This window comes from Nocardia sp. NPDC052254 (genome assembly GCF_040679495.1).
Taxonomy (GTDB): Bacteria; Actinomycetota; Actinomycetes; order Mycobacteriales; family Mycobacteriaceae; genus Nocardia.
Genome location: NZ_JBFAUW010000013.1, coordinates 1 through 23,949 on the forward strand (window position 1 = coordinate 1; position 23,949 = coordinate 23,949).

23 protein-coding genes and 1 pseudogene are annotated in these 23,949 nt (G+C 67.9%); 19 read left to right on the forward strand and 5 right to left on the reverse strand.

Annotated elements, in window-relative coordinates; genetic code table 11:
• The first annotated feature begins 202 nt into the window (after positions 1–202).
• From AB0L57_RS26325 to AB0L57_RS26335, 3 genes and pseudogenes are all read left to right on the forward strand, one after another.
• Positions 203–1,486 carry a geranylgeranyl reductase family protein gene (locus AB0L57_RS26325; RefSeq protein WP_364967369.1) on the forward strand — a complete coding sequence of 428 codons (1,284 nt, stop codon included), beginning with the start codon at positions 203–205 and terminating at the stop codon, positions 1,484–1,486.
• Positions 1,487–1,572: 86 nt separating this feature from the next.
• Positions 1,573–2,013 (forward strand): annotated as a pseudogene (locus AB0L57_RS26330) (helix-turn-helix transcriptional regulator); the annotation flags it as partial.
• A gap of 65 nt (positions 2,014–2,078) precedes the next feature.
• Positions 2,079–2,525: a VOC family protein gene (locus tag AB0L57_RS26335; RefSeq protein ID WP_364967372.1), complete on the forward strand. Its 447-nt coding sequence runs from the start codon at positions 2,079–2,081 to the stop codon at positions 2,523–2,525.
• 64 nt (positions 2,526–2,589) lie between these two features.
• Here AB0L57_RS26335 and AB0L57_RS26340 read toward each other — a convergent pair whose 3' ends face one another.
• A complete protein-coding gene (locus AB0L57_RS26340; RefSeq protein ID WP_364967374.1) occupies positions 2,590–3,096 on the reverse strand; it encodes a DUF2505 domain-containing protein in 507 nt (168 codons plus the stop codon).
• A 116-nt stretch (positions 3,097–3,212) separates the two neighbouring features.
• On the opposite strand from AB0L57_RS26340, the gene AB0L57_RS26345 reads away from it, so the two are divergent.
• The 5 genes from AB0L57_RS26345 (at position 3,213) to AB0L57_RS26365 (ending at position 10,990) form a co-directional block, all read left to right on the forward strand.
• On the forward strand, positions 3,213–3,620 hold the full coding sequence (locus AB0L57_RS26345) for a DUF3592 domain-containing protein (RefSeq protein ID WP_364967680.1): 408 nt from the start codon (positions 3,213–3,215) through the stop codon (positions 3,618–3,620).
• A 74-nt stretch (positions 3,621–3,694) separates the two neighbouring features.
• Positions 3,695–4,834: a glycosyltransferase family 1 protein gene (locus AB0L57_RS26350; protein WP_364967376.1), complete on the forward strand. Its 1,140-nt coding sequence runs from the start codon at positions 3,695–3,697 to the stop codon at positions 4,832–4,834.
• A gap of 341 nt (positions 4,835–5,175) precedes the next feature.
• Positions 5,176–6,105, forward strand: coding sequence for a 23S ribosomal RNA methyltransferase Erm (gene erm, locus AB0L57_RS26355; RefSeq protein WP_364967378.1), 930 nt, complete (start codon positions 5,176–5,178; stop codon positions 6,103–6,105).
• A complete protein-coding gene (locus tag AB0L57_RS26360; protein ID WP_364967381.1) occupies positions 6,072–6,716 on the forward strand; it encodes a demethylmenaquinone methyltransferase in 645 nt (214 codons plus the stop codon). Before erm ends, AB0L57_RS26360 begins: the two co-directional genes overlap by 34 nt.
• Before the next feature lie 158 nt (positions 6,717–6,874).
• Entirely contained in the window at positions 6,875–10,990 is a 4,116-nt protein-coding gene (locus AB0L57_RS26365) for a bifunctional nitrate reductase/sulfite reductase flavoprotein subunit alpha (protein WP_364967384.1), read from the forward strand.
• A 3-nt stretch (positions 10,991–10,993) separates the two neighbouring features.
• On the opposite strand, the gene AB0L57_RS26370 is transcribed toward AB0L57_RS26365, so the two are convergent.
• Positions 10,994–12,028, reverse strand: coding sequence for an aldo/keto reductase (locus AB0L57_RS26370; protein ID WP_364967386.1), 1,035 nt, complete (start codon positions 12,026–12,028; stop codon positions 10,994–10,996).
• An 83-nt stretch (positions 12,029–12,111) separates the two neighbouring features.
• Here AB0L57_RS26370 and AB0L57_RS26375 point away from each other — a divergent pair, with 83 nt between their 5' ends.
• A complete protein-coding gene (locus tag AB0L57_RS26375) occupies positions 12,112–12,723 on the forward strand; it encodes a TetR/AcrR family transcriptional regulator (RefSeq protein WP_364967389.1) in 612 nt (203 codons plus the stop codon).
• Between the two features lie 116 nt (positions 12,724–12,839).
• Positions 12,840–13,046, forward strand: coding sequence for a hypothetical protein (locus tag AB0L57_RS26380; RefSeq protein ID WP_364967391.1), 207 nt, complete (start codon positions 12,840–12,842; stop codon positions 13,044–13,046).
• Between the two features lie 20 nt (positions 13,047–13,066).
• Here the strand turns inward: AB0L57_RS26380 and menD are convergent, their stop codons facing one another.
• On the reverse strand, positions 13,067–14,692 hold the full coding sequence (gene menD, locus AB0L57_RS26385; protein ID WP_364967393.1) for a 2-succinyl-5-enolpyruvyl-6-hydroxy-3-cyclohexene-1-carboxylic-acid synthase: 1,626 nt from the start codon (positions 14,690–14,692) through the stop codon (positions 13,067–13,069).
• Positions 14,693–14,781: 89 nt separating this feature from the next.
• Here menD and AB0L57_RS26390 point away from each other — a divergent pair, with 89 nt between their 5' ends.
• On the forward strand, positions 14,782–15,603 hold the full coding sequence (locus AB0L57_RS26390; protein ID WP_364967396.1) for a siderophore-interacting protein: 822 nt from the start codon (positions 14,782–14,784) through the stop codon (positions 15,601–15,603).
• A gap of 79 nt (positions 15,604–15,682) precedes the next feature.
• Here the strand turns inward: AB0L57_RS26390 and AB0L57_RS26395 are convergent, their stop codons facing one another.
• Both AB0L57_RS26395 and AB0L57_RS26400 read right to left on the reverse strand, forming a co-directional pair.
• Positions 15,683–16,129, reverse strand: a complete 447-nt coding sequence (locus tag AB0L57_RS26395) for a hypothetical protein (RefSeq protein ID WP_364967399.1) — start codon at positions 16,127–16,129, stop codon at positions 15,683–15,685.
• 85 nt (positions 16,130–16,214) lie between these two features.
• Positions 16,215–16,901 (reverse strand): PaaI family thioesterase, encoded by a 687-nt coding sequence (locus AB0L57_RS26400; RefSeq protein ID WP_364967400.1) that lies wholly within the window; start codon positions 16,899–16,901, stop codon positions 16,215–16,217.
• 249 nt (positions 16,902–17,150) lie between these two features.
• On the opposite strand from AB0L57_RS26400, the gene AB0L57_RS26405 reads away from it, so the two are divergent.
• The 8 genes from AB0L57_RS26405 to AB0L57_RS26440 all read left to right on the forward strand — a co-directional run bounded on the left by AB0L57_RS26405 (position 17,151) and on the right by AB0L57_RS26440 (position 23,917).
• Complete coding sequence (locus AB0L57_RS26405) at positions 17,151–18,044, forward strand: 1,4-dihydroxy-2-naphthoyl-CoA synthase (RefSeq protein WP_364967403.1); 894 nt, start codon at positions 17,151–17,153, stop codon at positions 18,042–18,044.
• Positions 18,045–18,100: 56 nt separating this feature from the next.
• Positions 18,101–18,496 carry a VOC family protein gene (locus AB0L57_RS26410; protein WP_364967405.1) on the forward strand — a complete coding sequence of 132 codons (396 nt, stop codon included), beginning with the start codon at positions 18,101–18,103 and terminating at the stop codon, positions 18,494–18,496.
• A 106-nt stretch (positions 18,497–18,602) separates the two neighbouring features.
• Positions 18,603–20,060 carry an inorganic phosphate transporter gene (locus AB0L57_RS26415; RefSeq protein WP_364967407.1) on the forward strand — a complete coding sequence of 486 codons (1,458 nt, stop codon included), beginning with the start codon at positions 18,603–18,605 and terminating at the stop codon, positions 20,058–20,060.
• Positions 20,060–20,332 (forward strand): hypothetical protein, encoded by a 273-nt coding sequence (locus tag AB0L57_RS26420; RefSeq protein WP_364967410.1) that lies wholly within the window; start codon positions 20,060–20,062, stop codon positions 20,330–20,332. The genes AB0L57_RS26415 and AB0L57_RS26420 overlap by 1 nt, the downstream gene beginning before the upstream one ends.
• 69 nt (positions 20,333–20,401) lie before the next feature.
• Positions 20,402–20,692, forward strand: coding sequence for a DUF3349 domain-containing protein (locus AB0L57_RS26425; RefSeq protein WP_364967682.1), 291 nt, complete (start codon positions 20,402–20,404; stop codon positions 20,690–20,692).
• Positions 20,693–20,795: 103 nt separating this feature from the next.
• Positions 20,796–21,944, forward strand: coding sequence for an o-succinylbenzoate--CoA ligase (gene menE, locus AB0L57_RS26430; RefSeq protein ID WP_364967685.1), 1,149 nt, complete (start codon positions 20,796–20,798; stop codon positions 21,942–21,944).
• 81 nt (positions 21,945–22,025) lie between these two features.
• Positions 22,026–23,042, forward strand: coding sequence for an ATP-binding cassette domain-containing protein (locus AB0L57_RS26435; RefSeq protein ID WP_364967412.1), 1,017 nt, complete (start codon positions 22,026–22,028; stop codon positions 23,040–23,042).
• A 32-nt stretch (positions 23,043–23,074) separates the two neighbouring features.
• Entirely contained in the window at positions 23,075–23,917 is an 843-nt protein-coding gene (locus AB0L57_RS26440) for an ABC transporter permease (RefSeq protein ID WP_364967416.1), read from the forward strand.
• Positions 23,918–23,949 lie beyond the last annotated feature (32 nt).

Below are 23,949 nucleotides of genomic sequence, written 5' to 3' on the forward strand. Positions count from 1 at the left end.
GGAGGCCAGCTGCAGCCCCGCGGTGCCCAGCAATCGCTCGAGCTCCTTGCGGCCGGGCGGGTAGGACTCGAAGACGAACATGGTGTCGAACACGCTGCGCAAGCGACGAGGGAGCAAGCAGCGGCACCCGAACGGCGAGACCAAGGGGCCGCGAACCCCGCCTGAGCGAAGCGAAGGCAGAACATACTGCCAGTATTGGGGCATGGGTTCAGCTGAGGCCGGGGGCTCGACGGTACCGGAGCGGGAGCGCGACACCGTCGTGCCGGAGCACGTCGAGGTGCTGGTGGTGGGTGCGGGACCGGCCGGTTCCGCGGCCGCGGCCTGGGCGGCGCGGACCGGGCGCGACGTGTTGCTCACCGATGCCGCGACCTTTCCTCGCGACAAGACCTGCGGCGACGGGCTGACTCCCCGCGCCACCGCGGAACTGGAGGCACTCGGCCTCGGCGACTGGGTGCGCGCGCACACCGTCAATCGCGGGCTGCGGATGGCCGGATTCGGCCGTGAGGCATTGCTGCCCTGGCCGGGCGGGTCCTTCCCGACGTACGGAAGTGCCGTGCCGCGGACCGAACTCGACGACAAACTGCGCGAGACCGCGATCAAGTGGGGCGCCCGCATGATCGACGGTGCGCGGGTGGTGTCGGTGGCGCGCGACGGCGACCGGGTCACCGGTGTGACCGTGCGGACCGAATCCGGGAGCCACGACATTCGCTGCGAGACCCTGATCGTCGCCGACGGGGTGCGGTCACCGATCGGGAAATTGCTGGGCCGGGTCTGGCATCGGCAGTTCGCCTACGGTGTGGCCGCGCGGGCCTACATCCGCTCCGCCCGCAGCGACGACGAATGGATCACCTCGCATCTGGAACTGCGTGATGCCGACGGTGGCCTGGTTCCCGGCTACGGCTGGGTGTTCCCGCTGGGCAATGGTGAGGTCAACATCGGGGTGGGATCGCTGGCCACCGAGCGCCGGCCTTCGCATATCGCGTTGAAACCCCTTCTACAGCACTATGTCTCGCTGCGCCGGGCGGAGTGGCAGTTCGACGGTGAGGCTCGGGCGGTCGCCTCGGCGCTGTTGCCGATGGGCGGTGCGGTGTCCAATGTCGCGGGGCCGAACTGGGTGCTGGTCGGTGATGCCGCGGGGTGTGTGAATCCACTCAACGGTGAGGGCATCGACTACGGGCTCGAGGGCGGGCATCTGCTGTCGAAGCTGCTGGACGAGCCGGATCTGACCACGCTGTGGCCGGATCTGCTGCGGGCCCGCTACGGACGCACGTTCTCGGTGGCACGGCGGATCGCGGCGCTGGCCACACATCCGCGGATGGTGCCGACCGGTGGGCCGCCGGTGATGCGATCGGCTCTGTTGCAGCGCACCGCGGTACGGGTGATGGGCAATCTCGTCGACGAAGAGGACACCGATTTGACCGCGCGCGCCTGGCGGGCCGCCGGCCGGGCGAGCCTGCGGTTCGACGAGCCGGCGCCGTTCAGCTGACACCGGCGCCGACATCTGGGTTCGGTGTCGGTGGCTCCGGTCATAATCGGAGACGACCAGGGAGTCCGGGACCGCGGGAGGCGGCGATGGGTAGTCACGACCAACCCCGGCCGCCGCGTGATCGCGCGGTGTCGGTGCCCGAGGATCTGCTCCCCCATCTGCGGCGGGCGCGGGATCTGGCCGATCGCGAATACGCCCGGCCCCTGGATGTGGACGAATTGGCCGCTGCCGCCGGGGTTTCCAAATATCACTTCCTGCGCTGTTTCGCGGCCACCTACGGCCGTACACCGGCGCTGTATCTGGCCGAACGGCGCATCGAACGTGCCCAGGATCTGCTGCGCGCGGGCAATATCACCGTGACCGAGGCGTGCATGCTGGTCGGATATTCGAGCCTGGGATCGTTCAGCCGCAAGTTCACCGAACTCGTGGGGATGTCCCCTTCGGCGTATCAGGCGAAATTCGCCGCGGACGGGGCGCCGCGGATCCCTGGGTGTTACGTGTTCATGCATGGGCTCTCCGACCGCCGTCCGCCGGACTGACATCGCAATTTCGGAGAAGCCCGGGCGGTAGGCCCGGTCATAGCCTGATCCCCATGACGACGATCACGAACGTATCGCTGGTCACGGTGTACGTGACCGACCAGACCGCGGCGAAGCGCTGGTACATCGACATCCTGGGTTTCGTGGAGGTCACCGATATCTCCATGGGCGACAACGGGTTCCGCTGGGTGACCGTTGCCCAGCCGAATCATCCCGAGCTCGAGGTCACGCTCATGGTTCCGGGCCCCCCGCTCGACGAGAACATGGCCGAGGCCGTCCGCCGCTCGCTCGCCAACGGGTCCATGGGTGCGCTGGGGCTGCGCACCGAAAATTGCCAGAAGGCCTACGAGGAGCTCACGGCCAAGGGGGTGGAATTCGTACAGCCGCCCTCGGAGCGGCCCTACGGCGTGGAAGCGGTACTGCGCGACAACTCGGGTAACTGGCTGGTGCTGGTGGAACAGCGGGAATTCGATCCGGCCGCGGCCGATTGGTCACAGTAGAACCTCGCGGGCTCGTGCACGCGGTGACCGTGTGCACGAGCCGTCGCGCTCGGGCGCTCCCTGCTCAGGCCTCGGTCTTCGCGGCGAAATACTTTTCGACGAATTTGCGCTCGCTGTTGACCACCCGCTGCTGCAATTGCTCGGCCAGCGGTTCGATGGCCCCGCCCACCAGCGGCACCTTGACCTTGACGGTGCCGCTGACCTCGAGTTCGGAGCCGGTGGCGCTCCCGCGCAGCAGATACTTCCCACTCATCTCCGAGGAGATGCCCGTCGAGGTCGCGGTGAAGGTGCCGCGGGCGTTGTCGCCGTCGAGCGGGCCCCAGTCGTCGGTGCGTTCGAGCACCAGATCGTTTTTGAGAACCTTGCGCACGATGGCGGGGATCTTCTCCGGCTGTGCCCGCTCGGTCATGCGTAGATGGATGGTGCCCGGACCGTTCGGATGGTCCAATTCGATGGTCGCGGTCTCGGCTCCTTCGAAGCGGGCCTGCCAGAATTCGTCGCTGGTGAGCGCCCGGTGCAATTCCTCGACCGGGACGGTGTATGACACGGTGAAGCGGAAGTTACGGGACATGGGTGCACACGCTATATCCAGCCATGCAATAGCCTGTTGCGGTGTCGGAAACCACCGAGTCTGCTGCGCCTGAGCTTCGAGCCGACGCCGGCTCGCGGCCGCTGCGACGGACGCGGATAACCATCGTGACGATCGCCACCGCGGTGAGTGTGCTGGCTGTGCTGCTGGTACTCGCGGCGTGGCGCGATGACATGCTCATCAGCTCCGACAAGGGCGTGACCAGCGCGGAAGTACTGTCCGCCGGGCGGCTGCGCTCCGCGGTCACCTATGTCACCCCGGACGGGGGCACCCGCAACCCCAAGGTCGGCGTGCTGTATCCGACCAAACTCACCGCGGGCGAGCGGATCAATGTCGAATATCGGCGCAGCGACCCCGACCTGGTCCGGGTGGCCGGGCGCGACGCGCGGGTCGCGATCATTCCCGCGCTGTCGGTGATCCTGGTGGTGTGGGCGGTGGCTCTGCCGACGTTGTGGCTGCTCCGGCGGATCGCACGACGGCGGCAGGCGGCGAGTTCGGGCGCATAGCTGTTCGCCCGAACTTCGCACATCCGTCATTCGGGTGTGGTGTCGTGGCGTGCCCCGTATCGGACACTGCAGTGGTGCGTGTAGCGATCGTCTCCGAATCGTTTCTGCCGAATATGAACGGTGTCGTGAACTCCGTGCTGCAGGTCCTGGACCATCTGGACCGCCACGGACACGACGCGCTGGTCATCGCGCCCGATACCCCGCGGGGCCGGCCCGCCGCCACCCGCGCCCACGGACGTTTCCCGGTGATCCGGGTGCCGGCGGTGATGGTGCCCAAGGTCAGCTCGCTGCCGGTCGGCCTCCCGCAGCCGATACTCACCTCGGCGATTCAGGATTTCGACACCGACGTGGTCCACCTGGCCTCGCCATTTCTGCTGGGTGCGGGCGGCGCGGCGGCGGCGCTGCGCCTGGATCTGCCCGCGGTGGCGGTCTATCAGACCGATGTGGCCGGATTCGCGGCCAGCTACGGGCTGGGTGCGGCACAGCGGGCGGCATGGGCCTGGACCCGGCGGATCCACAATCGCGCGGCGCGCACGCTGGCGCCGTCCTCGGCGGCGATGGAAGATCTGGAGCGGCACGGTATTTCGCGGGTGCACCGCTGGGCGCGCGGTGTGGACGCGGTGCGGTTCACGCCCACGGTGCGCGACGGCGGACTGCACGACGAATGGGCGGCCGGGGATCGGCTGGTGGTGGGATTCGTGGGACGGCTGGCGCCGGAGAAACATGTCGAGCGGCTGGTGGCACTGGACCACGACGACGATGTGCGTCTGGTCGTGGTCGGTGACGGACCCGAGCGTGCCCGGCTGGAACGCCTGCTGCCGACGGCGATCTTCACCGGCGAACTCGGTGGGGCCGAGCTGGCGCGGGCATATGCCAGCCTGGATCTGATGGTGCATCCCGGCGAGCACGAGACCTTCTGCCAGGGCGTGCAGGAGGCGCTGGCCTGCGGCATACCGGTGATCGGGCCCGACGCGGGCGGCCCGCGCGATCTGATCGCCCACTGCCGCAACGGATATCTGCTGCCGGTCGATCGCTTCGCCGAATTGCTGCCCAGTGCGGTCGGGGCGCTGCGCGATCCGGCCGTCCGCACCCGATTCGCCGGTGCCGCACGCAAATCCGTCCTGCATCGCACCTGGCCGGCCATCTGCACCGAACTGATGGGTCACTACCACGAGGTCATCGGCGGGCAGCGGGCTCTGCATCGCAGCGCTTGAGCGCGCCGGGCGGGATCCGACACGGCCCGCCGACGGCGGTACGCAGCGCCGGGAAATTCGATGGACGCCGATGATCGCGACGGTTACGGTCGGCGACATGGGAATCTCAGGCATGAACGGGGCGTGCGCGGTGGGCGCGTATTTCGTGCGGCTGCGCATCGCTGCCCGGGCCCCCGGTAACCGCTAGCACCCCTTCCCCTCCGAAACCTCGGAGGTATTCCTCGTCATTCACAAGGCGGCCGTCGTGCCGCGATCGGATCACGAGGTGTGGCGGTGTGCGGTGAATGCGGGTCCAGGCGAATCAGCGATTCCGATTCGACCGCTCCGTTCGGAGGACACCCATGTCCCGCTCCCACACTCGAAAAACTCTGTCCCAGAACTTCCTCACCGATCCCCGGATCGCCCGGATGCTCGTGCGTGAATCCGGTATCACCCCGGCGGATCTGGTGCTCGAGGTCGGCCCCGGCGCCGGCATGCTCACCCGGCACCTGCTGACCGTCAGCCGGCGCGTGCGGGCCTATGAGAAGGATCCCCACCATGCCGCCCGGTTGCGGCGGCGATACGCCGATGACGACCGAATATATCTCCAGCACAGCGATTTTCGTGATATCCGCGCACCGGAGGAACCGTTCACGGTGGTCGCGAACGTACCGTTCGCCATCACCACCGATATCGTGCGATGGTGTCTGGCCGCACGGCATCTGACCTCCGCGACCCTGCTGACCCAGTGGGAATTCGCCCGCAAACACTCCGGGGACTACGGCCGCTGGTCGAAATTGTCGATCACACACTGGCCGTGGACCGAACCGGCGCTCGGTCCCCGGGTCGGCCGCGATGTCTTCCATCCCCGGCCCGCGGTCGACGCCGGCGTGCTGACCTTGCGGCGGCGGCCGGAACCGCTGCTCCCCCAGGGATTTCGCGCCGACTACCGCAGACTGGTGGACCTCGGATTCTCCGGTGTGGGTGGTTCGTTCACCGCCTCGCTGCGCCGCGCCCATCCCGCGGCGCGGGTCCACGCGGCGTGCGCCGACGCGGGGATCTCCCGTGAGCTCACCGTCGGATTCGTTCCGCCGCAGGCGTGGGTTCGGGTCTTCGACCATCTGGTGGTCCGGTCGCAGTCCCGGTTGCGTACCGACCCGCGTCCCCCACCCGGGCGGTCCGCGCTAGGGTCGCTGCTGTGGCGAAGACAGAGTCGTTTCGGGCCTCGTTGGACAAGCAACCGCGCGAGGTCGCGTCCATGTTCGACGGGGTCGCGAAGCGGTATGACCTGACCAATACCGTGCTCACCGGCGGGCAGGACCGCTACTGGCGCTGGGCCACACGCCGGGCGCTGGCCCTGCGGCCGGGCGAGCGGGTGCTGGATCTCGCCGCCGGAACCGGTGTCTCCACCGCCGAATTCGCGAAGTCCGGCGCCTGGTGCCTGGCGCTGGACTTCTCCAAGGGCATGTTGGAGGCCGGGCGATTCCGGGACGTTCCGATGGTGAACGGCGATGCCACGGCGCTGCCGTTCGCCGACGACTCCTTCGATGCGGTCGCGATCTCCTACGGCCTGCGCAACGTGTCCGATCCGGACCTGGCCCTGCGCGAGATGCTGCGGGTCACCAAACCGGGCGGGCGACTGGTCGTGGCGGAGTTCTCCACACCGGTCTTCGGCCCGTTCCGCACGGTGTACATGGAATATCTGATGCGAGTATTGCCGAAGGTCGCGGAGACGGTCAGCAGTAATCCGGACGCCTACGTCTACCTGGCGGAATCGATCCGGGCGTGGCCGAATCAGCGGCAGCTGGCGGTGCGGATCGCCGATGCGGGCTGGTCGTCGGTGAAATGGCGCAATCTCACCGGCGGCATCGTGGCACTGCATCGAGGTTACAAACTGGGGTGAGTTGGCTCACTCCGATTTCGGGCTCGCTGACGAAAACCGCCTTCGACCGGGTTGAAACCGGAATCTCACCGGACCGGCCCGGCTCGGTGAGAATTTTGGTCACCTGCCGATAACGTTGGGTAAATCCGTCGCAACGCCCGGTCGCGATCATCGGGGATGTGTCGAGCGCCGCCGAGAACTCTCCGAGCACCGTCAGGACCGCGTGCTCGTACTGCGGGGTGGGCTGCGGTATCTCGGTACGGACCACGTTCGACGAGTCCGGAGTTCCGGTCATCGCGAAGGTCAGCGGCGACAAACTGCATCCGGTGAACGCCGGGCGGCTGTGCACCAAGGGCGCGACCCATCTCGAACTCATGCGCGCTCCCGGCCGGTTGACCTCGGCCCTGCACCGCACCCGGCGCGGACAGGAACCGGCGGCGGTATCGGTCGAGGCGGCCGTGCGCGAGGCCGCCGACCGGTTACGCGCGATCGCCGACGAGCACGGCCCCGACGCGATAGCGCTCTACGTCTCCGGCCAGATGTCGCTGGAAGCGCAGTATCTGGCGAACAAATTGGCCAAAGGCTATCTGCGCACCGTCCACATCGAATCCAATTCCCGGCTGTGTATGGCGAGTGCGGGCACCGGTTACAAGCAATCCCTCGGCGCCGACGGGCCGCCCGGCTCCTACGACGATCTCGATCATGCCGATGTGTTCTTCGTGATCGGCGCGAATATGGCCGATTGCCATCCGATCCTGTTCCTGCGCATGGCCGATCGACTCAAAGCCGGCGCGAAACTGATCGTCGTGGATCCGCGTCGCACCGAGACCGCCGCCCGCGCGGATCTGTTCCTGCAAATCGCGCCCGGCACGGATCTGGCGTTGCTGAACGGGCTGCTGCATCTTCTCGTCGAGAACGGGGATATCGACTCCGAATTCATCGCCGCGCACACCGAGGGCTGGGCGGCGATGCCGGAATTCCTCGCCGACTATCCCCCGGCCCGGGTCGCCGAGATCACCGGACTGGCCGAAGCAGATATTCGTACCGCCGCCGGCTGGATCGGCGCGGCCGGTGAATGGACCAGCCTGTGGACCATGGGACTGAACCAGTCCACGCACGGCACCTGGAACACCAATGCGATCTGCAATCTGCACCTGGCGACCGGCGCGATCTGCAGGCCCGGGAGTGGACCGTTCTCGCTGACGGGACAGCCGAATGCCATGGGCGGTCGAGAAATGGGCTATATGGGCCCCGGACTGCCGGGCCAGCGTAGTGCCCTGGTCGAGGCGGATCGCCGGTTCGTGGAAACCGAATGGGGGCTGCCGGAGGGGACCGTCCGCGCCGAATCGGGGCAGGGCACCATCGAGATGTTCCGTTCCCTGGTCGAGGGCACGGTCAAGGCGTGCTGGATCATCTGCAGCAATCCGGTCGCTTCGGTGGCGAATCGCAAAACCGTCATCGCGGGGCTGGAGGCGGCGGAGCTGGTGATCACCCAGGATGTATATCTCGATACCGCCACCAATGCCTACGCCGATCTGCTGTTACCGGCGACGCTGTGGGCGGAGGCCGACGCTGTGATGGTGAATTCCGAACGCGACGTGACCCTGTTGCAGCATTCGGTGGATCCGGCGGGGGATGCGATGCCGGATTGGCAGTGGATCTCCCGCATCGCGACCGCGATGGGATTTCCGGGATTCGAATTCGGTTCCAGCGCCGAGGTATTCGACGAGATCCGCCGTTTCGCCAATCCGGGGACCGGATACGACCTGAGCGGAATGAGTTATGCCGCGCTGCGCGAGGGGCCGATGCAGTGGCCCTGCCCGGATCCGGCGCAGCGTCGCAATCCGATTCGCTATCGGACCGATGAGTTGATCTTCCCCACCGCGAGCGGGCGCGGTGTGTTCTGGCCGCGGCCACACATGGCACCCGCGGAGATGCCCGATGACGACTACCCGTTCGTCCTCAATACCGGTCGCGTCCAGCATCAATGGCACACCATGACCAAGACCGGGCGGGTGGCGAAACTCAACAAGTTGAATCCGGCGCCTTTTCTCGAGGTCCATCCCGAGGATGCGCGCCGGCTGGGGATACGCCCGGATGATCCCGTCGAAATCGCCTCGCGCCGTGGGCGAGCCGTACTGCCGGTACAGATCACCGATCGAGTCCGGGAGGGTGCGTGTTTCGCGCCCTTCCACTGGAACGACGAGCAGGGGGAATATCTGACCATCAACGCCGTCACCAACGATGCCGTCGACACGGATTCGCTGCAGCCCGAATTCAAGGCCTGTGCGGTGACACTGCGCCGGGTCGCGCCGATACCGCTCCCCGAGCCCGCGACCGAACCCGTGCGCACACCGCAGACCGCGGCGCACCCCCTGGCCGCGGTGCTCGGCCTGGATTCCGGTTCCGCGCCGACACTCAGCGAGACCGAACGCATCTATCTCGGCGGCTATCTGGCCGCGCTGCAATCACTTCCGGTGCAGGGCCAGCCGATACTGCCGGAATCGGCGCCGCTGTCGGACCGCAGCCGATGGTGGATCGACGGGCTGCTCGCCGGGATGTACTCCCGTGCCGCGGGCGCCGGCGCGCCGGAGACAACCGCGGCAACACAGCCGCAGACGCCCGCCGGTCCCGCGGTGACGGTGCTGTGGGCCTCGCAGACCGGTACCGCCGAGGAATTGGCCGCCGCGGTCGCGGCCGCCCTCGCCGAGCACGGGCACACGCCCCGGCTGGTGGACATGAACTCCTGTGAACTGCCGGAGCTGACCGGCGATGTCCTGCTGATCACCAGCACCTTCGGCGACGGCGGACCACCGGACAACGCGACCGACTTCTGGGAGCGATTGCAGGACAGCGGGTCCCGGCACCCGGATGTGCGGTACGCGATCTTCGCACTCGGTGATTCCTCCTACGACGACTTCTGTGGTTACGGTCGCAAACTCGACCGGCTGCTATCCGAACGCGGCGCGACTCGGCTGCTGGACCGGGTGGACAGCGAACCGGACCATCAAGAGCTCTCCGATGCGTGGATCGCGGCGGTCCTGGCCGCCCTGGGCGGCGCCGAAACCGACCCACCGACCGGTGGTGGCGGCCCCGCGCCCGCGCGCGGCTCCGGTGTGGGGGTGCTCGACCGCACCGAGGCGCGGCTCGCACCCGCACCCACCCGAGCCGCCCCGGCACCGTTCACCCGGCAGTCGCCGGTACTGGCGCCACTGGTGCGCAGCGAACTGCTGTCGAGCCCCGCGTCCTCGAAGGAGGTGCGGCAGTTCGGCTTCGATCTGACCGAGCTCGAGGCTTCCTACGAGGTCGGCGACAGCTTGGGTATATGGCCGGCCAACAGCGAATTCGCGGTACGGAACTGGCTGACCACGACCGGTCTCGACGGCACTCGCACGGTCGAGCTCGACGGGCGCGAGGTACCGTTCGACACTGCGCTGCGCACCCACTTCGACATCAGCAAGATCAGCGGTGATCTGCTGTCGTTCATCGCGACCCACAATCCGAATCAGCAACTGGCAAAGCTGCTGCGCCGCGACAATCGAAATGAGCTCGAGCGCTATCTGTGGGATCGGCACGCGGTCGACGTACTGCGCGACTTCCCGGTGCGAGCCGATCTGATCGAATGGCTGGGTGTGCTGAAAAAGCTACAGCCGCGCCAATATTCGATTTCGTCGAGTCCCGTGGTGAGCCCACAGGAGGTGCAGCTGACCGTCGGCGTCGTGCGCTACGGCGCGGTCGGCGACCCTCGCGGCGGTATCTGCTCCACCTACCTCGCCGACCGCGACGAGTCCACCGGCGTACCGGTATTCCTGCAGCGCGCACCGCATTTCCGTCCGCCGCTGGATCCGGCCGCACCGATGATCATGATCGGGCCGGGTACCGGTATCGCCCCGTTCCGCGGATTCCTGCACGAACGGCGGGCCCTCGGCTGCCGCGGCCGGAACTGGTTGTTCTTCGGCGATCAGCACGCACGGGACAATTTCTACTATCGCGCGGAACTCGAGGACATGTTCCGATCGGGCTTCCTGACCCGGCTGGATCTGGCCTTCTCCCGCGATCAGCGCGAACGGATCTATGTGCAGCACCGCATGATCGAGCACGGGGCCGAGCTGTGGTCGTGGCTGCGCGACGGCGCCTACCTGTTCGTGTGCGGTGACGCCGCGCGCATGGCCCGCGATGTGGACGACACGCTGCTCACGATCGCCCGCATCCACGGCAAGCTCGACGAGGGTGCGGCACTGGCGTTCAAGAAGCAGCTGACCGCCGAGAAGCGATACGTGCGGGATGTGTACTGACCACTACACGATCGGCGGGTTGAGCCGCGCGAAATCCGGCAGCCGGTAGTACGGGTAGTAGGGATACGGCGGCGTCAGCGCGCTGACCTTGTCGAGGCGGGCCAGGTGTTCGGCATCGAGCTGCCAGCCCACCGCGCCGAGGTTCTGCCGCAACTGTTCCTCGTTGCGAGCGCCGACGATGACGGTCGCGACGGTCGGGCGCGACAACAGCCAGTTCAACGCGATCTGGGGCACGGACTTCCCGGTTTCCGCGGCGATCTCGTCGAGGACGTCCACCACGTCGTAGAGCAACTCGTCACGGACCGGCGGTCCGGCTTCGGCCGTACGGTGCAGGCGGCTGCCCGCCGGAAGTGGTTGTCCGCGGCGGATTTTGCCGGTGAGTCTGCCCCAGCCCAGCGGGCTCCACACCATCGCCCCGACACCCTGGTCGTGGCCGAGCGGCATCAGTTCCCACTCGTAGTCGCGCCCGACCAGCGAGTAGTAGACCTGATGGGCGACATAGCGGGGATGGCCGCCGCGATCGGCCGCGGCGAGGGATTTCATCAACTGCCAGCCCGCGAAGTTCGACGCGCCGACATAACGGATCTTCCCGGCCCGCACCAGATCTCCGAGTGCGGCCAGCACCTCGTCGACCGGTGTCGCGGCATCGAAGGCGTGCAGCTGGAACAGGTCGAGGTAATCGGTGCCGAGCCGGCGCAGGGCCGCGTCGACCGCGGTGATCAGCCGGGCCCGGCCCGAGCCGCCGTCACCGGGTCCCGGGCCGGTGGGCAGCGACGCCTTGGTCGACAACAGCACTCGATCGCGCCGGCCTCGAATCGCCTGGCCCAGCACTTCTTCCGAGGCGCCGTCGGAGTAGACGTCCGCGGTGTCGAACATCGTCACGCCCGCGTCCAGCGCCACATCGACCATCCGGCGGGCCTGTTCGGCGTCGGTATCACCCCAGGCGCCGAACAATTCTCCGCGACCGCCGAAGGTGCCCGCGCCGAAGCTCAGTGCGGGTACGAGCAGACCCGATGCGCCCAGTCGACGATATTCCATGACCAACCCCTAACGGAACCATAGTTTCATTAACAATCCAGACGATACACTCATCTCGCCACTAATGAAACTGGAGGGCCGTTATGAGTTCCGATGGTGCCGTTCCCGGATCGGTGCGCCCCGGCGGCCGCACCGCCCGGGTGCGCGAGTCGGTATTGCGTGTCGCCGGTGATCTGCTGGCCGAACGCGGATTCACCGCAATGGATCTGGGCGAGGTCGCGATCCGGGCGGAGGTGGGAAAGACCACGGTGTACCGGCGCTGGCGCAGCCCGGCCGGGCTGGTCGCGGATCTGCTCACCGAGATGGCGGAAACCTCACTGCCGCACGCGAACACCGGATCGCTGCGCGGTGACCTCGTCGCCAATGCCCGCCTGGTGGCCCGCACCCTCGCCGACGAGCGCCAGGGACCGCTGTTCAAGGCGCTGATCGCCGCCGCGATCAGCGATCCCGAGACCGCGGCGGCATTACATCGCTTCTACGATGTGCGGCTCACCGAATGGACACCGTGCGTCGCCGCGGCGATCGAACGCGGCGAACTCGGGCCGCGCACCGATGCCCGCGCACTGCTGTCCGCGGTGTCGGCACCGCTGTACTACCGATTCCTGACCTCCGGTGATGCCATCGACGACGCCGTCGCGGTGACCGCGGCCGAAGCCGCGGCGACGGCGGCCGAAGCCGGACTGTTCCGCCGATGAGGCCGGCGGGGTTGCCGACCCGGCGTAGCCGGGGCATCCTCGACAGTGCCGGATCGGGGGAATCCGGCGAATCCGCACCCTCAGCTCAGTCGATCCTCAGCGCAAGGGAGCAGCCGATGACCGATCACACCGCCGAGACCACCTCCGCCGAGATTCCGGAGGCCGATCAGCTGGATCAGAAAATCGATGTGGCACCGGAGGAATCCGAGTTCGAACCACTCGTGCACACCGCCGATCGTGAGGCGGCCGAGGCGGATCTGCTCGAACAGTCCATTCCCGTCCCGCTCGACGACGAATACGAGGAACCGGGCGCCGACGCCTGAGCCCGGCTACCGGGCTGCGCTCATTCGACGATTCCGGCCTGTACCGCGGCATGGAGTTCGCGCAGGCTGGACCGTTCGGTCGCGACCTCCAGAACCCGGATACCGTGCGCGTTCCCGGCGAGTTCGGCCGCGAGCCGATCCGGATCGACCTGCCGGTGCGGAATCCGATAGGCGGCGCACAGCGCGGCCAGATCCATACCGTGCGGGGTTCCGAAGATTCGCTCGAACACCCCGGCATACTGCGGATCGCCCTGCTCGAGGAGTTCGAAGATGCCGCCGCCGTCGTCGTTGGCGACCACGATGGTGAGATCCGTGGGCCGCGGCTCTCCCGGGCCGATGAGCAATCCGGACGCGTCGTGCAGGAAGGTCAGGTCACCGATCAGCGCGAAGGTGCGCCCGGGATGGCTCAGCGCCGCGCCGACCGCACTGGACACCGTGCCGTCGATACCGGCCACACCGCGGTTGGACAGCACTTTGACGCCCGGCCGCGGATGCGACACCAGCGCGGCGTCGCGGACCGGATTCGAGGCGCCGAGCAGCAGCTGATCGCCGTCGTGCAGCGCGTCCATCACCACCGAGGCCACGTGCAGGCCGGTCGGCTTGGGATGGCGGGCCAATTCGGTCCGCACCGCGCGGCAGGCCGACTCGTCGAGTGCGCGGCAATGTTCCAGCCACTCCGGGCGCGGCGCCCCGGAGGTGACCGCACGGGTGCCGGTGCCGACCACATTGCCGGACACATCGGGCCAGCGCGGCCCGGTGGTCAGGGCGAAGACCGTGATATCCGGATCGGACAGCACCTTCGACACCTGCCGGTGCAGGGTCGGCCGTCCGGTGATGATGGCCTGCTTCGGCTTCAGCAGCGGCAGTACCAGCGGATGCAGCGCCGGGCCCGGCATCGCGGCGGTGGGCTCGGCGACCGTCGGCAGCTGGGCCAGCTCGGCGCGATATCCGGCGCCGTGGCCGGAGATGACGACGGTATCCGGCGTCAGGTCGATGTCGAGCGGAACGTCCAGCGTCGCGTACTGGGTCTCGGTCCATGGCGCGTCACCGGCGCGACCGGCCGGAATCGGTTCACCCGCCACCGCGTCGGGCACCAGCGGTTCGCGCAGCGGAATATCGAAATGCACCGGCCCGGCATTGCCCGAACGGCTACCGCGGGCCGCGGCCAGCACGCGGCAGACCGCCGCGCGCCACACACTGTTCTGTTTGCGATAGCCCGGCTCCGATTCGGCGAGCCCCATGCTGATCGCGGCACGGACCTGGCTGCCGAACAGGCCGAACTGCTCGACGGTCTGATTGGCGCCACTGCCCAGCATCTCGTAGGGCCGGTTGGCGCTCAGCACGATGAGGGGCTGCCGGGCGTAGTTGGCCTCCAGGACCGCGGGGCCGAGATTGGCCACGGCGGTTCCCGAGGTCATCACCACCGGAACCGGGGAACCGGTGGAGATCGCCATGCCGATCGCGAGAAAGCCGGCGGTGCGCTCGTCGATCCGCAGATGCAGGCGCAGCCGCCCCGCCGCATCGGCGGCCTGCAAGGCGAACGCCAGCGGCGCATTCCGCGAGCCCGGGCACAACACGACATCCCGCACACCCCCGCGCACCAGTTCGTCCACTACGACCTGGGCCTGTGCTGTCGATGGGTTCACACTGTCACCCTGTCAGACCAGCGCGCCGAACGGGACGTCGACCCGCTCACACCCAGCCGGATTAGTTAGGTTTTGCTAACCTAAGACGCATGACGAAGCGGACCAAGTACGTCAAACCCGAGGACCGGCGCATCCTCACCGCCGAAGTACTCGCGAGCAAACGCGTCAGCCCGAATTTCGTCCGGGTCACCCTGGGCGGGTCCGGCCTGGACGACTTCGTTCCGATGGGATTCGACCAGTGGTTCCGGTTGTTCATGCCACGGGCCGGCGAATTGCAGCTGCCCTCGGCGGCAAGCAATCTCTGGTACGCGCAGTGGCTGATGATGAGCAAGGAACACCGCCCGCTGGTGCGCAACTACACCGTGCGCGAGTTCCGCCCGGCCGGCGCCGGGGAATTCGGCGACACCGCCGAGCTGGACATCGATTTCGCCATGCACGGCGAGCACACCCCGGCCTGCGGCTGGGCCGCCAACACCACCCCGGGCACCGCGGTCGGCCTGCTCGACGAGGGCATCATGTATCAACCGCCGCAACACAGTTCATGGTCGCTGCTGGCAGGGGACGAGAGCGCAGTGCCGGCGATCGCGGGCATTCTGCGCTCGGCGCCACGCGAACTACGCGGCGCGGCGTATCTCGAGATCACCCATGCCGAGGACGCCCAGGACCTGGGCGAACCGGAAGGGGTACAGGTGAATTGGCTGGTCCGCACCGATCCGGCCGCCGAGATCGGAAGTCTCGCACGGCAAGCGGTGCGATCCGCGGAATTCGCGGCGGACGGGGTCTACGCCTTCCTCGCCGGGGAGCAGAAGCTGGCCTCCGGGCTGCGACGACACCTGGTCGAGCGCGGTATCGCCAAGGCGGACATCACGTTCACGGGGTATTGGCGGTTCGGGAAGTCGGCGCCGGGCTGATCGGCACCGACCCCCGCCGTCCGATATCCGGGATCACATCCCATCCGGATATCGGACGGCGAGGTCATGGAACGGCAACTCAGCCGGCGTGCCGCTGAACCAGCTCGCCGAGCCGCGGGAGCGCCTCGGTCACATGCTTTTTCGCCGACGAACGCAGCGAGGAGTACGCCTTCTTCAGCGCCGGGCGCGAGGACGCGTCGGCACGCGAGTCGGTCACCGCGAGCAGCGATTCGGCAACCTCGTCGGAGTTCGCGACCAGCAGATCGGCGAATGAGCCATTACCCGACGCCTGGTACTGGGCCCAGTAGGGCTCCAGCTGCTCGACGAACTTCGGCGCGAAGGACTCCAGCGCGTCCGAGACGATCGTCGGGCTGACCTTCTTCACCGCGGCGTAGCCGCCCTTCACGGCCAGGCCCGATGCGCCCCCCTTATCGGACACCTCCGCATCCAGGACTTCCTGGGCGTCGGCCAGGAAGGCCGGGCGTTTGGCGTCATCGAGCAGGGATTCAGACAGTGCTGCAACCACTTTCAGGTTCCTCCGGATAGTTTTTCGATGAGCGAGCGCGGGTAACTATACGCACCGGACGCAGCGGGCACACCGTCCTCACCCGTCACGGCTGCCAAGGCAGCAACTGCACCATCAGTCCGTCACAATCGGCGAGCAACGTACCGGATTCGTCACGCAGCCGCGCGGAAACGAAAGTTTTCCGCCCTTCCACCCGATCAACAGTGCCCTCAACCGTAAGTGGAGTCTCCAGCGGCGTCACTTTCCGGTAGTTGATGTGCAAGAAGGCGGTACGACTGATCGGCCGCCCGGCATAGTGCACGAGCGAGCCGAACAGATCGTCGAACAGCAGCGGCAGCACACCTCCGTGTACAGCGTTGTTCCCACCGAGGTGGAAACGACGGAACTCACCGCGCATCCGCACCCCGGTGGGGCCCGCCTCGGTCATCACCCAGGGCGGCAGCAGCAGGCTGCCGCGGCCCGGCAGCGACGGAATCCGGCCGGACGGACCCTGCAGTTCCGGTGCGCGGTAGGGCTCGAGCAGGTCGATCAGCGCGTTGGCCTGTTCGAGCGCCCGGCCGAACACCTCGTCCGGACAATCGGCAGACACGGTGAGGTCCTGCAGCGTGCGCATGGCCTCGAGGAACGGCGCGTAGTTCTCACCCGGCTCGGCCTCGACCACCTTGGGAAACCCGCCGTGCTTGTCGTACCGGTCACCGTCGATCGCACTGGTGTCGATCGCCGGTTCCACTCGCTCGCCCGCGTCGCTCGGTCGCTCGCTACGCTCGCTCATGCCTCCGCTACGCTCCGGCACGAGCGAGGGCTCGGCTGTGTCGCTCGTTCGCTCGCTGCGCTCGGCTGTGTCGGTCGGTCGCTCGCTACGCTCGCTCATGCCAGCACGGTATCCCCAGTTCTTACACTGTCCAACCCAACTCGTCGGTAGTGTGCCGATACGCGGGCGGAACGGACGAACATCACATTTTCGGCGATCGGCACCGGCACGGACGACCGACCGGAGCAAGCCGGGGTGCATGATGCTCGGGTGACGTTCAATCCGAAACTCTGGGAGCCCGTGGCGGGGTTCGAGGACCTGACCGACATCACCTACCACCGGCACGTCGAGCAGGGCACCGTCCGGGTGGCCTTCGACCGCCCGGAGGTACGCAACGCCTTCCGCCCGCATACGGTCGACGAGCTGCACCGCGCGCTCGATCACGCGCGGATGTCGCCCGATGTGGGCGCGGTCCTGCTCACCGGCAACGGGCCCAGTCCCAAGGACGGCGGCTGGGCGTTCTGCTCGGGTGGCGATCAGCGCATCCGCGGCCGCAGCGGCTACCAGTACGCGGACGGCGAGACCGCCGACACCGTCGACAGGGCGCGCGCCGGACGGTTGCACATTCTCGAGGTGCAACGGCTGATCCGGTTCATGCCGAAGGTGGTCATCGCACTGGTCAACGGCTGGGCCGCGGGCGGCGGGCACAGCCTGCACGTGGTGTGCGATCTGACCCTGGCCAGCCGCGAGCACGCCCGCTTCAAGCAGACCGATGCCGATGTGGGCAGTTTCGACGGCGGCTTCGGCAGCGCATACCTGGCGAAGATGGTGGGCCAGAAGTTCGCCCGCGAGATCTTCTTCCTCGGCCGCCCCTACACCGCCGAGCAGATGCATCACATGGGTGCGGTGAACGCGGTCGTCGATCACGACCGGCTCGAGGACGAGGCGCTGGAGTGGACCGCCGACATCCTGGGCAAGTCCCCGCAGGCCCAGCGCATGCTCAAGTACGCGTTCAACCTCACCGACGACGGTCTCGTCGGTCAGCAGCTGTTCGCCGGTGAGGCCACCCGCCTGGCCTATATGACCGACGAGGCGATCGAGGGCCGCGACGCATTCCTCGAGAAGCGGGAGCCGGACTGGTCGCCGTACCCGTACCACTTCTGAGGATCTCGGGCTCACATCCCGCCGGACGCGCGGTCCGGCGGGATTAGGGTCGAGGTGTGGACATCCTCAGCAGCCGAATCATCCTGCGGCCCGCGGATTACGAACGCACGCTCGCGTTCTACCGGGACGCACTCGAGCTGGCGATCGCCCGTGAGTATCCGGGCGGCACGGTCTTCTTCGCCGGGCAATCCCTGCTCGAGGTGGCCGCGCACGGACGCGATCGGAAGGCGCCCACCGGGTTCGCGGGCGCTGTGTGGTTGCAGGTGCGCGACGCCTCGATCGCGGCCACGGAACTGGCACTGCGCGGTGTTCCGATCGATCGGCCTCCGGTGCGCGAGCCGTGGGGTCTGATCGAGATGTGGTTGCGCGATCCGGACGATGTCCCGATCGTGCTGGTCGAGGTGCCCGGCGATCACCCCCTGCGGCGGGATTCCCGCACGCCGGCGGGCTGATGCGGCATCCTCGCAAACCACCCGAAGCCGCCTTACCATCCCGCTCGGTCGGACATTTCGGCAACCTGCCAACCGCGTTAACGGATCGATAACGCACACTTAACGGGTGACCGCCGAACTGTTCGTTCTGCTCATCGTCGTCGTCACGGCTCTCGTTTTCGACTTCACCAACGGCTTCCACGACACAGCCAATGCCATGGCGACCTCGATCGCCACCGGCGCGTTGCGACCGCGCACCGCGGTGCTGTTGTCGGGCGGATTGAATCTCATCGGCGCCTTCCTGAGCGTGGAGGTCGCCGCCACCGTCGCCGACGGCATCGTCCGGCTCGACGAGGTCGGTGGCGCGGACCTGCTGACCATCGTCTTCGCCGGACTCGTGGGCGGCATCCTGTGGAATCTGCTCACCTGGCTGTTCGGCCTGCCGTCGAGTTCGTCGCATGCCCTGTTCGGCGGATTGATCGGCGCCACCGTCGCGGCGCTGGGCTGGAGCGGGGTGATCTGGTCGGCGGGGCACAAGGGTGTGCTCACCAAGATCATCGTGCCCGCGCTGCTCGCCCCGGTGGTGGCGGCGCTGGTCGCCTCGATCGGCACCTGGCTGATCTACCGGATCACCCGCCGCAGCAATCAGCAGGTGGTCAACCGCGGATTCCGGTGGGGCCAGGTCGGTTCGGCCTCGCTGGTCTCGCTGGCGCACGGCACCAACGACGCGCAGAAGACGATGGGCATCATCTTCCTGGCGCTCATCGCCTACGGATCCGCCAAGCCGTCGGATCAGCTGCCGCTGTGGGTGATCGTGGCCTGCGCCATCGCCATCGCCGCGGGTACCTCGCTGGGCGGCTGGCGCATCATCCGGACACTGGGCAAGGGTTTGGTCGACATCACCCCGCCGCAGGGCCTGGCGGCCGAATCCACCAGTGCCGCGATCATTCTCACCTCCGCGCACTTCGGCCTGCCGCTCTCGACCACCCAGACGGTCACCGGCGCGATCCTCGGCACCGGCATCGGGCGGCCCGGCGCCGAGGTGCGCTGGTCGGTCCTGGGCCGCATGGTCGTGGCGTGGGTGTTCACGCTGCCGATGGCCGGGGTCGTGGGCGCGATCTGCTGGGCCATCGCGCACGGTGTCGGCGGACTGCCCGGTGTGCTGGTGGTCTTCGCCATCCTGATCGTGCTCGCCGGAGTGATCTATCTGCGCTCGCGCCGCACCCCCGTGCACGCGGCCAATGTGAACGAGCAGTGGACGAATCTGCCGGGCGTGGAGCACGCCGGGGCGACCGCCGCCGATTCCACGCCCACCGCACCCGGTCCCGGCGTCACCGCGATGCCCCGGCCCGGCACCACCGCCGAGGCTCCGGGCGAGACCGACGCACCGCGTCCCACCGGCACCGAGTCGGGACCCGGCGCCGAGGAGACCACGTCCGGTCCGCCCCACGACGACGTGGACGGACGACCCGGGACCGGATCATCCTCCGGCCCGGCCACCGGAACCGATCGCCCCGGCGGCCCCACCGTGCCGACCGTCCGCGACGAATCCCGGCCATCGCGCCACACCGCTAGGAATCTCTGATGCACACCCTGCTCGATGATCTGTCCGAACTGTGGCGCGTCACCCTCGCGGCACTGATCTTCGGTGCCGGACTGCCGGCGATCTTCGCGCTCGGCGTGGCGCTGCACTCGATCGCGGGCGATGCGCCACAGCCCGCATCGGCCCGCCGGCGTGTGGTCGCCGCGGGTGCGGGATTGTGTTACGCGGTGGTGCTGCTGACCGTCATCGCCGGAGTGCTGTTCGTTGCCAAGGATTTTCTGGCCGCACGCCTCGGCATTCATCTGTTCGGTTGAGAGGACATCGTGACCACCGAATCCGCATCACCACAGCAACCCGAATCCACCGAGGCGACACCGTCGGTACTGCAGAAGGTCCTCGGCTGGCTGCGCGCCGGATATCCGCAGGGTGTGCCCCAGTCGGACTATGTCGCACTGCTCGCCGTCCTGCACCGGCGGCTCACCGACTACGAGGTTCATCTGGTCGTCGAGGAGCTGGTCCGCGAACGCGCAGGCGACGACGAGATCGCTCAGCACGAGATCGAGGATGCCATCGCCCGAGTTGCCAAGGAGCTGCCGGGCGAGGACGATATCGCTCGAGTGGCATCTCACCTTGCAGCTGGTGGCTGGCCGCTGGCGACACCGACGTCGGACTGACCTTCCCCTTCGATTCAGTGAAGGAAGTGCAGACCCGTTCACGGGTCGACGACATCGACATGACACCATCGCGAACGTGAGCACCACCCTGCGGACCCTCCCCATGCCCACCGGAGCCGCGGTGGGTGACATCATGCCGCACCTGCGTGCGGCACTGGAGGGCAACGGCCCGGCGTGGCTGCCGATCCCGACCGGCGATCGCCGGGAGTCCCATCGACTGTCCAGCGCACTGCGCCCGGGCGAGTCGATCGATGACGATGTGGCACTGGTGGTTACGACCTCCGGCACCACCGGCGTGCCCAAGGGTGCGATGCTCACCGCGGCCGCACTGCGCGCCAGCGGCGACGCCACCCATGAGCGTCTCGGTGGCCCCGGACAGTGGCTGCTGGCCCTGCCGACCTATCACGTCGCCGGCGTGCAGGTGCTGCTGCGCAGTATCCAGGCCGGCACCGAACCGGTCGTACTCGACGTCTCCGGCGGATTCCTGCCCGGCGGACTGGCGACCGCGGTCGCGGGCATGACCGGTCCGCGCAAGTACACCTCGCTGGTGCCGACCCAGCTCATCAAGGCCCTCGACGATCCGGTCGGCCTCCAGGCGCTGGCGGTGCTGGACGCGGTGCTGGTGGGCGGCGCGGCCACCCCCAAGCCGGTGCTCGACCGGGCTCGCGCGGCCGGCATCAACGTGGTCCGCACCTACGGCATGAGCGAGACCTGCGGTGGTTGCGTCTACGAGGGCGTGCCGTTGCACGGCGCGAAGGTGCGGATCGAGGACGGGCGGGTGCTGCTGGGCGGCGCCATGCTGGCCAAGGGCTATCGCGGCATCCCCGACCATCCCGCTTTCGCCGAACCCGGCTGGTTCCGCACCGAGGACGCCGGCACCTTCGACGACGGCGTGCTGACCATCAGCGGACGGCTGGACGAGGCCATCATGACCGGCGGACTCCTGGTGATCCCGCAGGTGGTCGAGGCCGTGCTGGCCGCCCACCCGGCGGTCAACGAGGCGGTGGTGCTGGGCCTGCCGGATACCCGTCTGGGTCAGCGGGTCGCCGTCGCGGTGGTGCCGAATCCGGGAACCACGCCCACCCTGGACGAACTGCGTGCCCACGTGGTGGCCGAATTGGATCCGATCGCCGCACCGCGCGAGCTCGCGATCGTCGACGAGATCCCGATGCGCGGACCGGGTAAACCGAACCGCATGCGGCTGCGCGAACAGCTGCTCGAGCAGTCCGCTCCGGAGTCGACCGGCTCGTAGCGGCGGCCGCGACAGCGCTCTTGCGCGGTCACGCAACAGCGGCGCAAGCCGGGTGCAAGACCGGCCCCGCACAGTTGTGGCATGACTTCTTACGCACCTGCTGAAGCACTCGCCATCGAGGCGGACGGGCTGGTCAAGGTCTTCGGGGAGCAGCGGGCCGTCGACGGTGTGAGCCTGGCGGTGCCGCAGGGCGCCGTCTACGGCGTGCTCGGCCCGAACGGGGCCGGCAAGACCACCACCATCCGCATGCTCGCCACCCTGCTGCGCCCCGACGGCGGCCGGGCCCGGATCTTCGGCCACGACGTCGTGGCCGAGCCGACCGCGGTCCGCTCACTGATCGGCGTCACCGGACAGTACGCCTCGGTCGACGAGAAGCTCAGCGCCACCGAGAATCTGATGATCTTCTCCCGGTTGCTCGGGCTCAGCCGCACCCAGGCCAAGCGCAAATCCGTCGAACTGCTCGAGGAATTCGGACTCACCGAGGCCGCGAACAAACCCCTGGAGAACTTCTCCGGCGGCATGCGGCGCCGGCTCGATCTGGCCGCCAGCCTGATCGCCACCCCGCCGCTGCTGTTCCTCGACGAACCCACCACCGGCCTGGATCCACGAACCCGCGCCCAGATGTGGGAGACCATCCGCCGCCTGGTCCGCGAGGGCGCGACGGTGCTGCTGACCACGCAGTATCTGGACGAGGCCGATCAGCTGGCCGACCGGATCGCGGTCATCGACCGCGGCAAGGTCATCGCCGACGGGACCTCCGACGAGCTCAAGGCCTCGGTGGGCCAATCGGCCCTGCAGATCACCGTCGCCGACACCGCGCGGATCGAACTGGCCCGCACCGTGATCGGCGAATTCCTCTCGCGCGCCGAGGGCAAGCTGGTCGACGCCAGCATCACCCCGGAGGCCGGACGCGTCACCGCGCCCCTGAGCGATCCGAGCGTCACGGCCGACCTGCTGATCCGCCTGCGTGACAACGATATCCGGGTCGACGAGATCACCGTCAGCAAGCCGAGCCTGGACGAGGTGTTCTTCGCCATCACCGGTCACGGCGCCGAATCCGACTCCCCCGCCGAAGGTTCCGCCACCTCCGCGGCCTGACACTTCCGCTCACCACACTCGAAGGACACACTGTGACCACAACACTGCCCGCACCCGCCGCCACCGGCCGGCATGCGGCCCGGGTCCCGATCCCCGAAGTCAGCAACCACATCTCACTGCGTCAGACGATCGCGAATTCGCTGACCATGGCCTATCGCGGCATCCTCAAGATCAAGCACAATCCGGAACAGCTGTTCGATGTCACGATCCAGCCGATCCTGTTCACGGCCCTGTTCGCCTACATCTTCGGCGGCGCCTTCGCCGGCAGTGTGCAGGCCTACCTACCGGTGCTGATTCCGGGCATCCTGGTACAGACGGTCGTGCTGACCTCCGTCGTCACCGGCACCCAGCTGCGTGAGGATATGGACAAGGGCGTCTTCGACCGCTTCAAATCCCTTCCCATCGCCCGGGTTTCGGCCCTGGCGGGCGCACTCGTCGCCGATATGGTGCGCTACGGTCTGGCCACCACCCTGACCGTCGTCGTCGGGCTGATCCTCGGCTATCGCCCCGGGGGCGGTGTGCTCGGTGTCGTCGTCGCCGGTGCGGTCGTCATCTTCTGCTCGTTCGCGGTCAGCTGGATCTGGGCGCTGGTCGGCGTCACCGGTAAGAGTGCCTCGGCGGTACAGGGCATCTCGATGATGATCATGTTCCCGCTGACCTTCATGTCCGGTGCGTTCGCACTCGTCAGCACCATGCCCGGGTGGCTACAGGCCATCAACAAGGCCAACCCCGTGTACTACATGGTGAATTCGTGCCGCGAACTGATGAACGGCAACGTCTACAGCAGCAATCTGCTGTGGTGCCTGGTCGGCTCGGTCGTGGTGATCATGATCTTCGCCCCGCTGGCCATCCGGGCCTACATGCGCCGGGCCTAGTCCGCACACCCCCGCTCGGAACTGTCCGCCGG

Coding starts and splice junctions, on each gene's coding strand:
- AB0L57_RS26325 (WP_364967369.1), top strand. CDS start 203: ATGGGTTCAGCTGAGGCCGGGGGCTCGACGGTACCGGAGCGGGAGCGC.
- AB0L57_RS26335 (WP_364967372.1), top strand. CDS start 2,079: ATGACGACGATCACGAACGTATCGCTGGTCACGGTGTACGTGACCGAC.
- AB0L57_RS26340 (WP_364967374.1), bottom strand. CDS start 3,096: ATGTCCCGTAACTTCCGCTTCACCGTGTCATACACCGTCCCGGTCGAG.
- erm (WP_364967378.1), top strand. CDS start 5,176: ATGTCCCGCTCCCACACTCGAAAAACTCTGTCCCAGAACTTCCTCACC.
- AB0L57_RS26360 (WP_364967381.1), top strand. CDS start 6,072: ATGTTCGACGGGGTCGCGAAGCGGTATGACCTGACCAATACCGTGCTC.
- AB0L57_RS26370 (WP_364967386.1), bottom strand. CDS start 12,028: ATGGAATATCGTCGACTGGGCGCATCGGGTCTGCTCGTACCCGCACTG.
- AB0L57_RS26375 (WP_364967389.1), top strand. CDS start 12,112: ATGAGTTCCGATGGTGCCGTTCCCGGATCGGTGCGCCCCGGCGGCCGC.
- AB0L57_RS26380 (WP_364967391.1), top strand. CDS start 12,840: ATGACCGATCACACCGCCGAGACCACCTCCGCCGAGATTCCGGAGGCC.
- AB0L57_RS26390 (WP_364967396.1), top strand. CDS start 14,782: ATGACGAAGCGGACCAAGTACGTCAAACCCGAGGACCGGCGCATCCTC.
- AB0L57_RS26400 (WP_364967400.1), bottom strand. CDS start 16,901: ATGAGCGAGCGTAGCGAGCGACCGAGCGACGCGGGCGAGCGAGTGGAA.
- AB0L57_RS26420 (WP_364967410.1), top strand. CDS start 20,060: ATGCACACCCTGCTCGATGATCTGTCCGAACTGTGGCGCGTCACCCTC.
- menE (WP_364967685.1), top strand. CDS start 20,796: ATGCCCACCGGAGCCGCGGTGGGTGACATCATGCCGCACCTGCGTGCG.
- AB0L57_RS26435 (WP_364967412.1), top strand. CDS start 22,026: ATGACTTCTTACGCACCTGCTGAAGCACTCGCCATCGAGGCGGACGGG.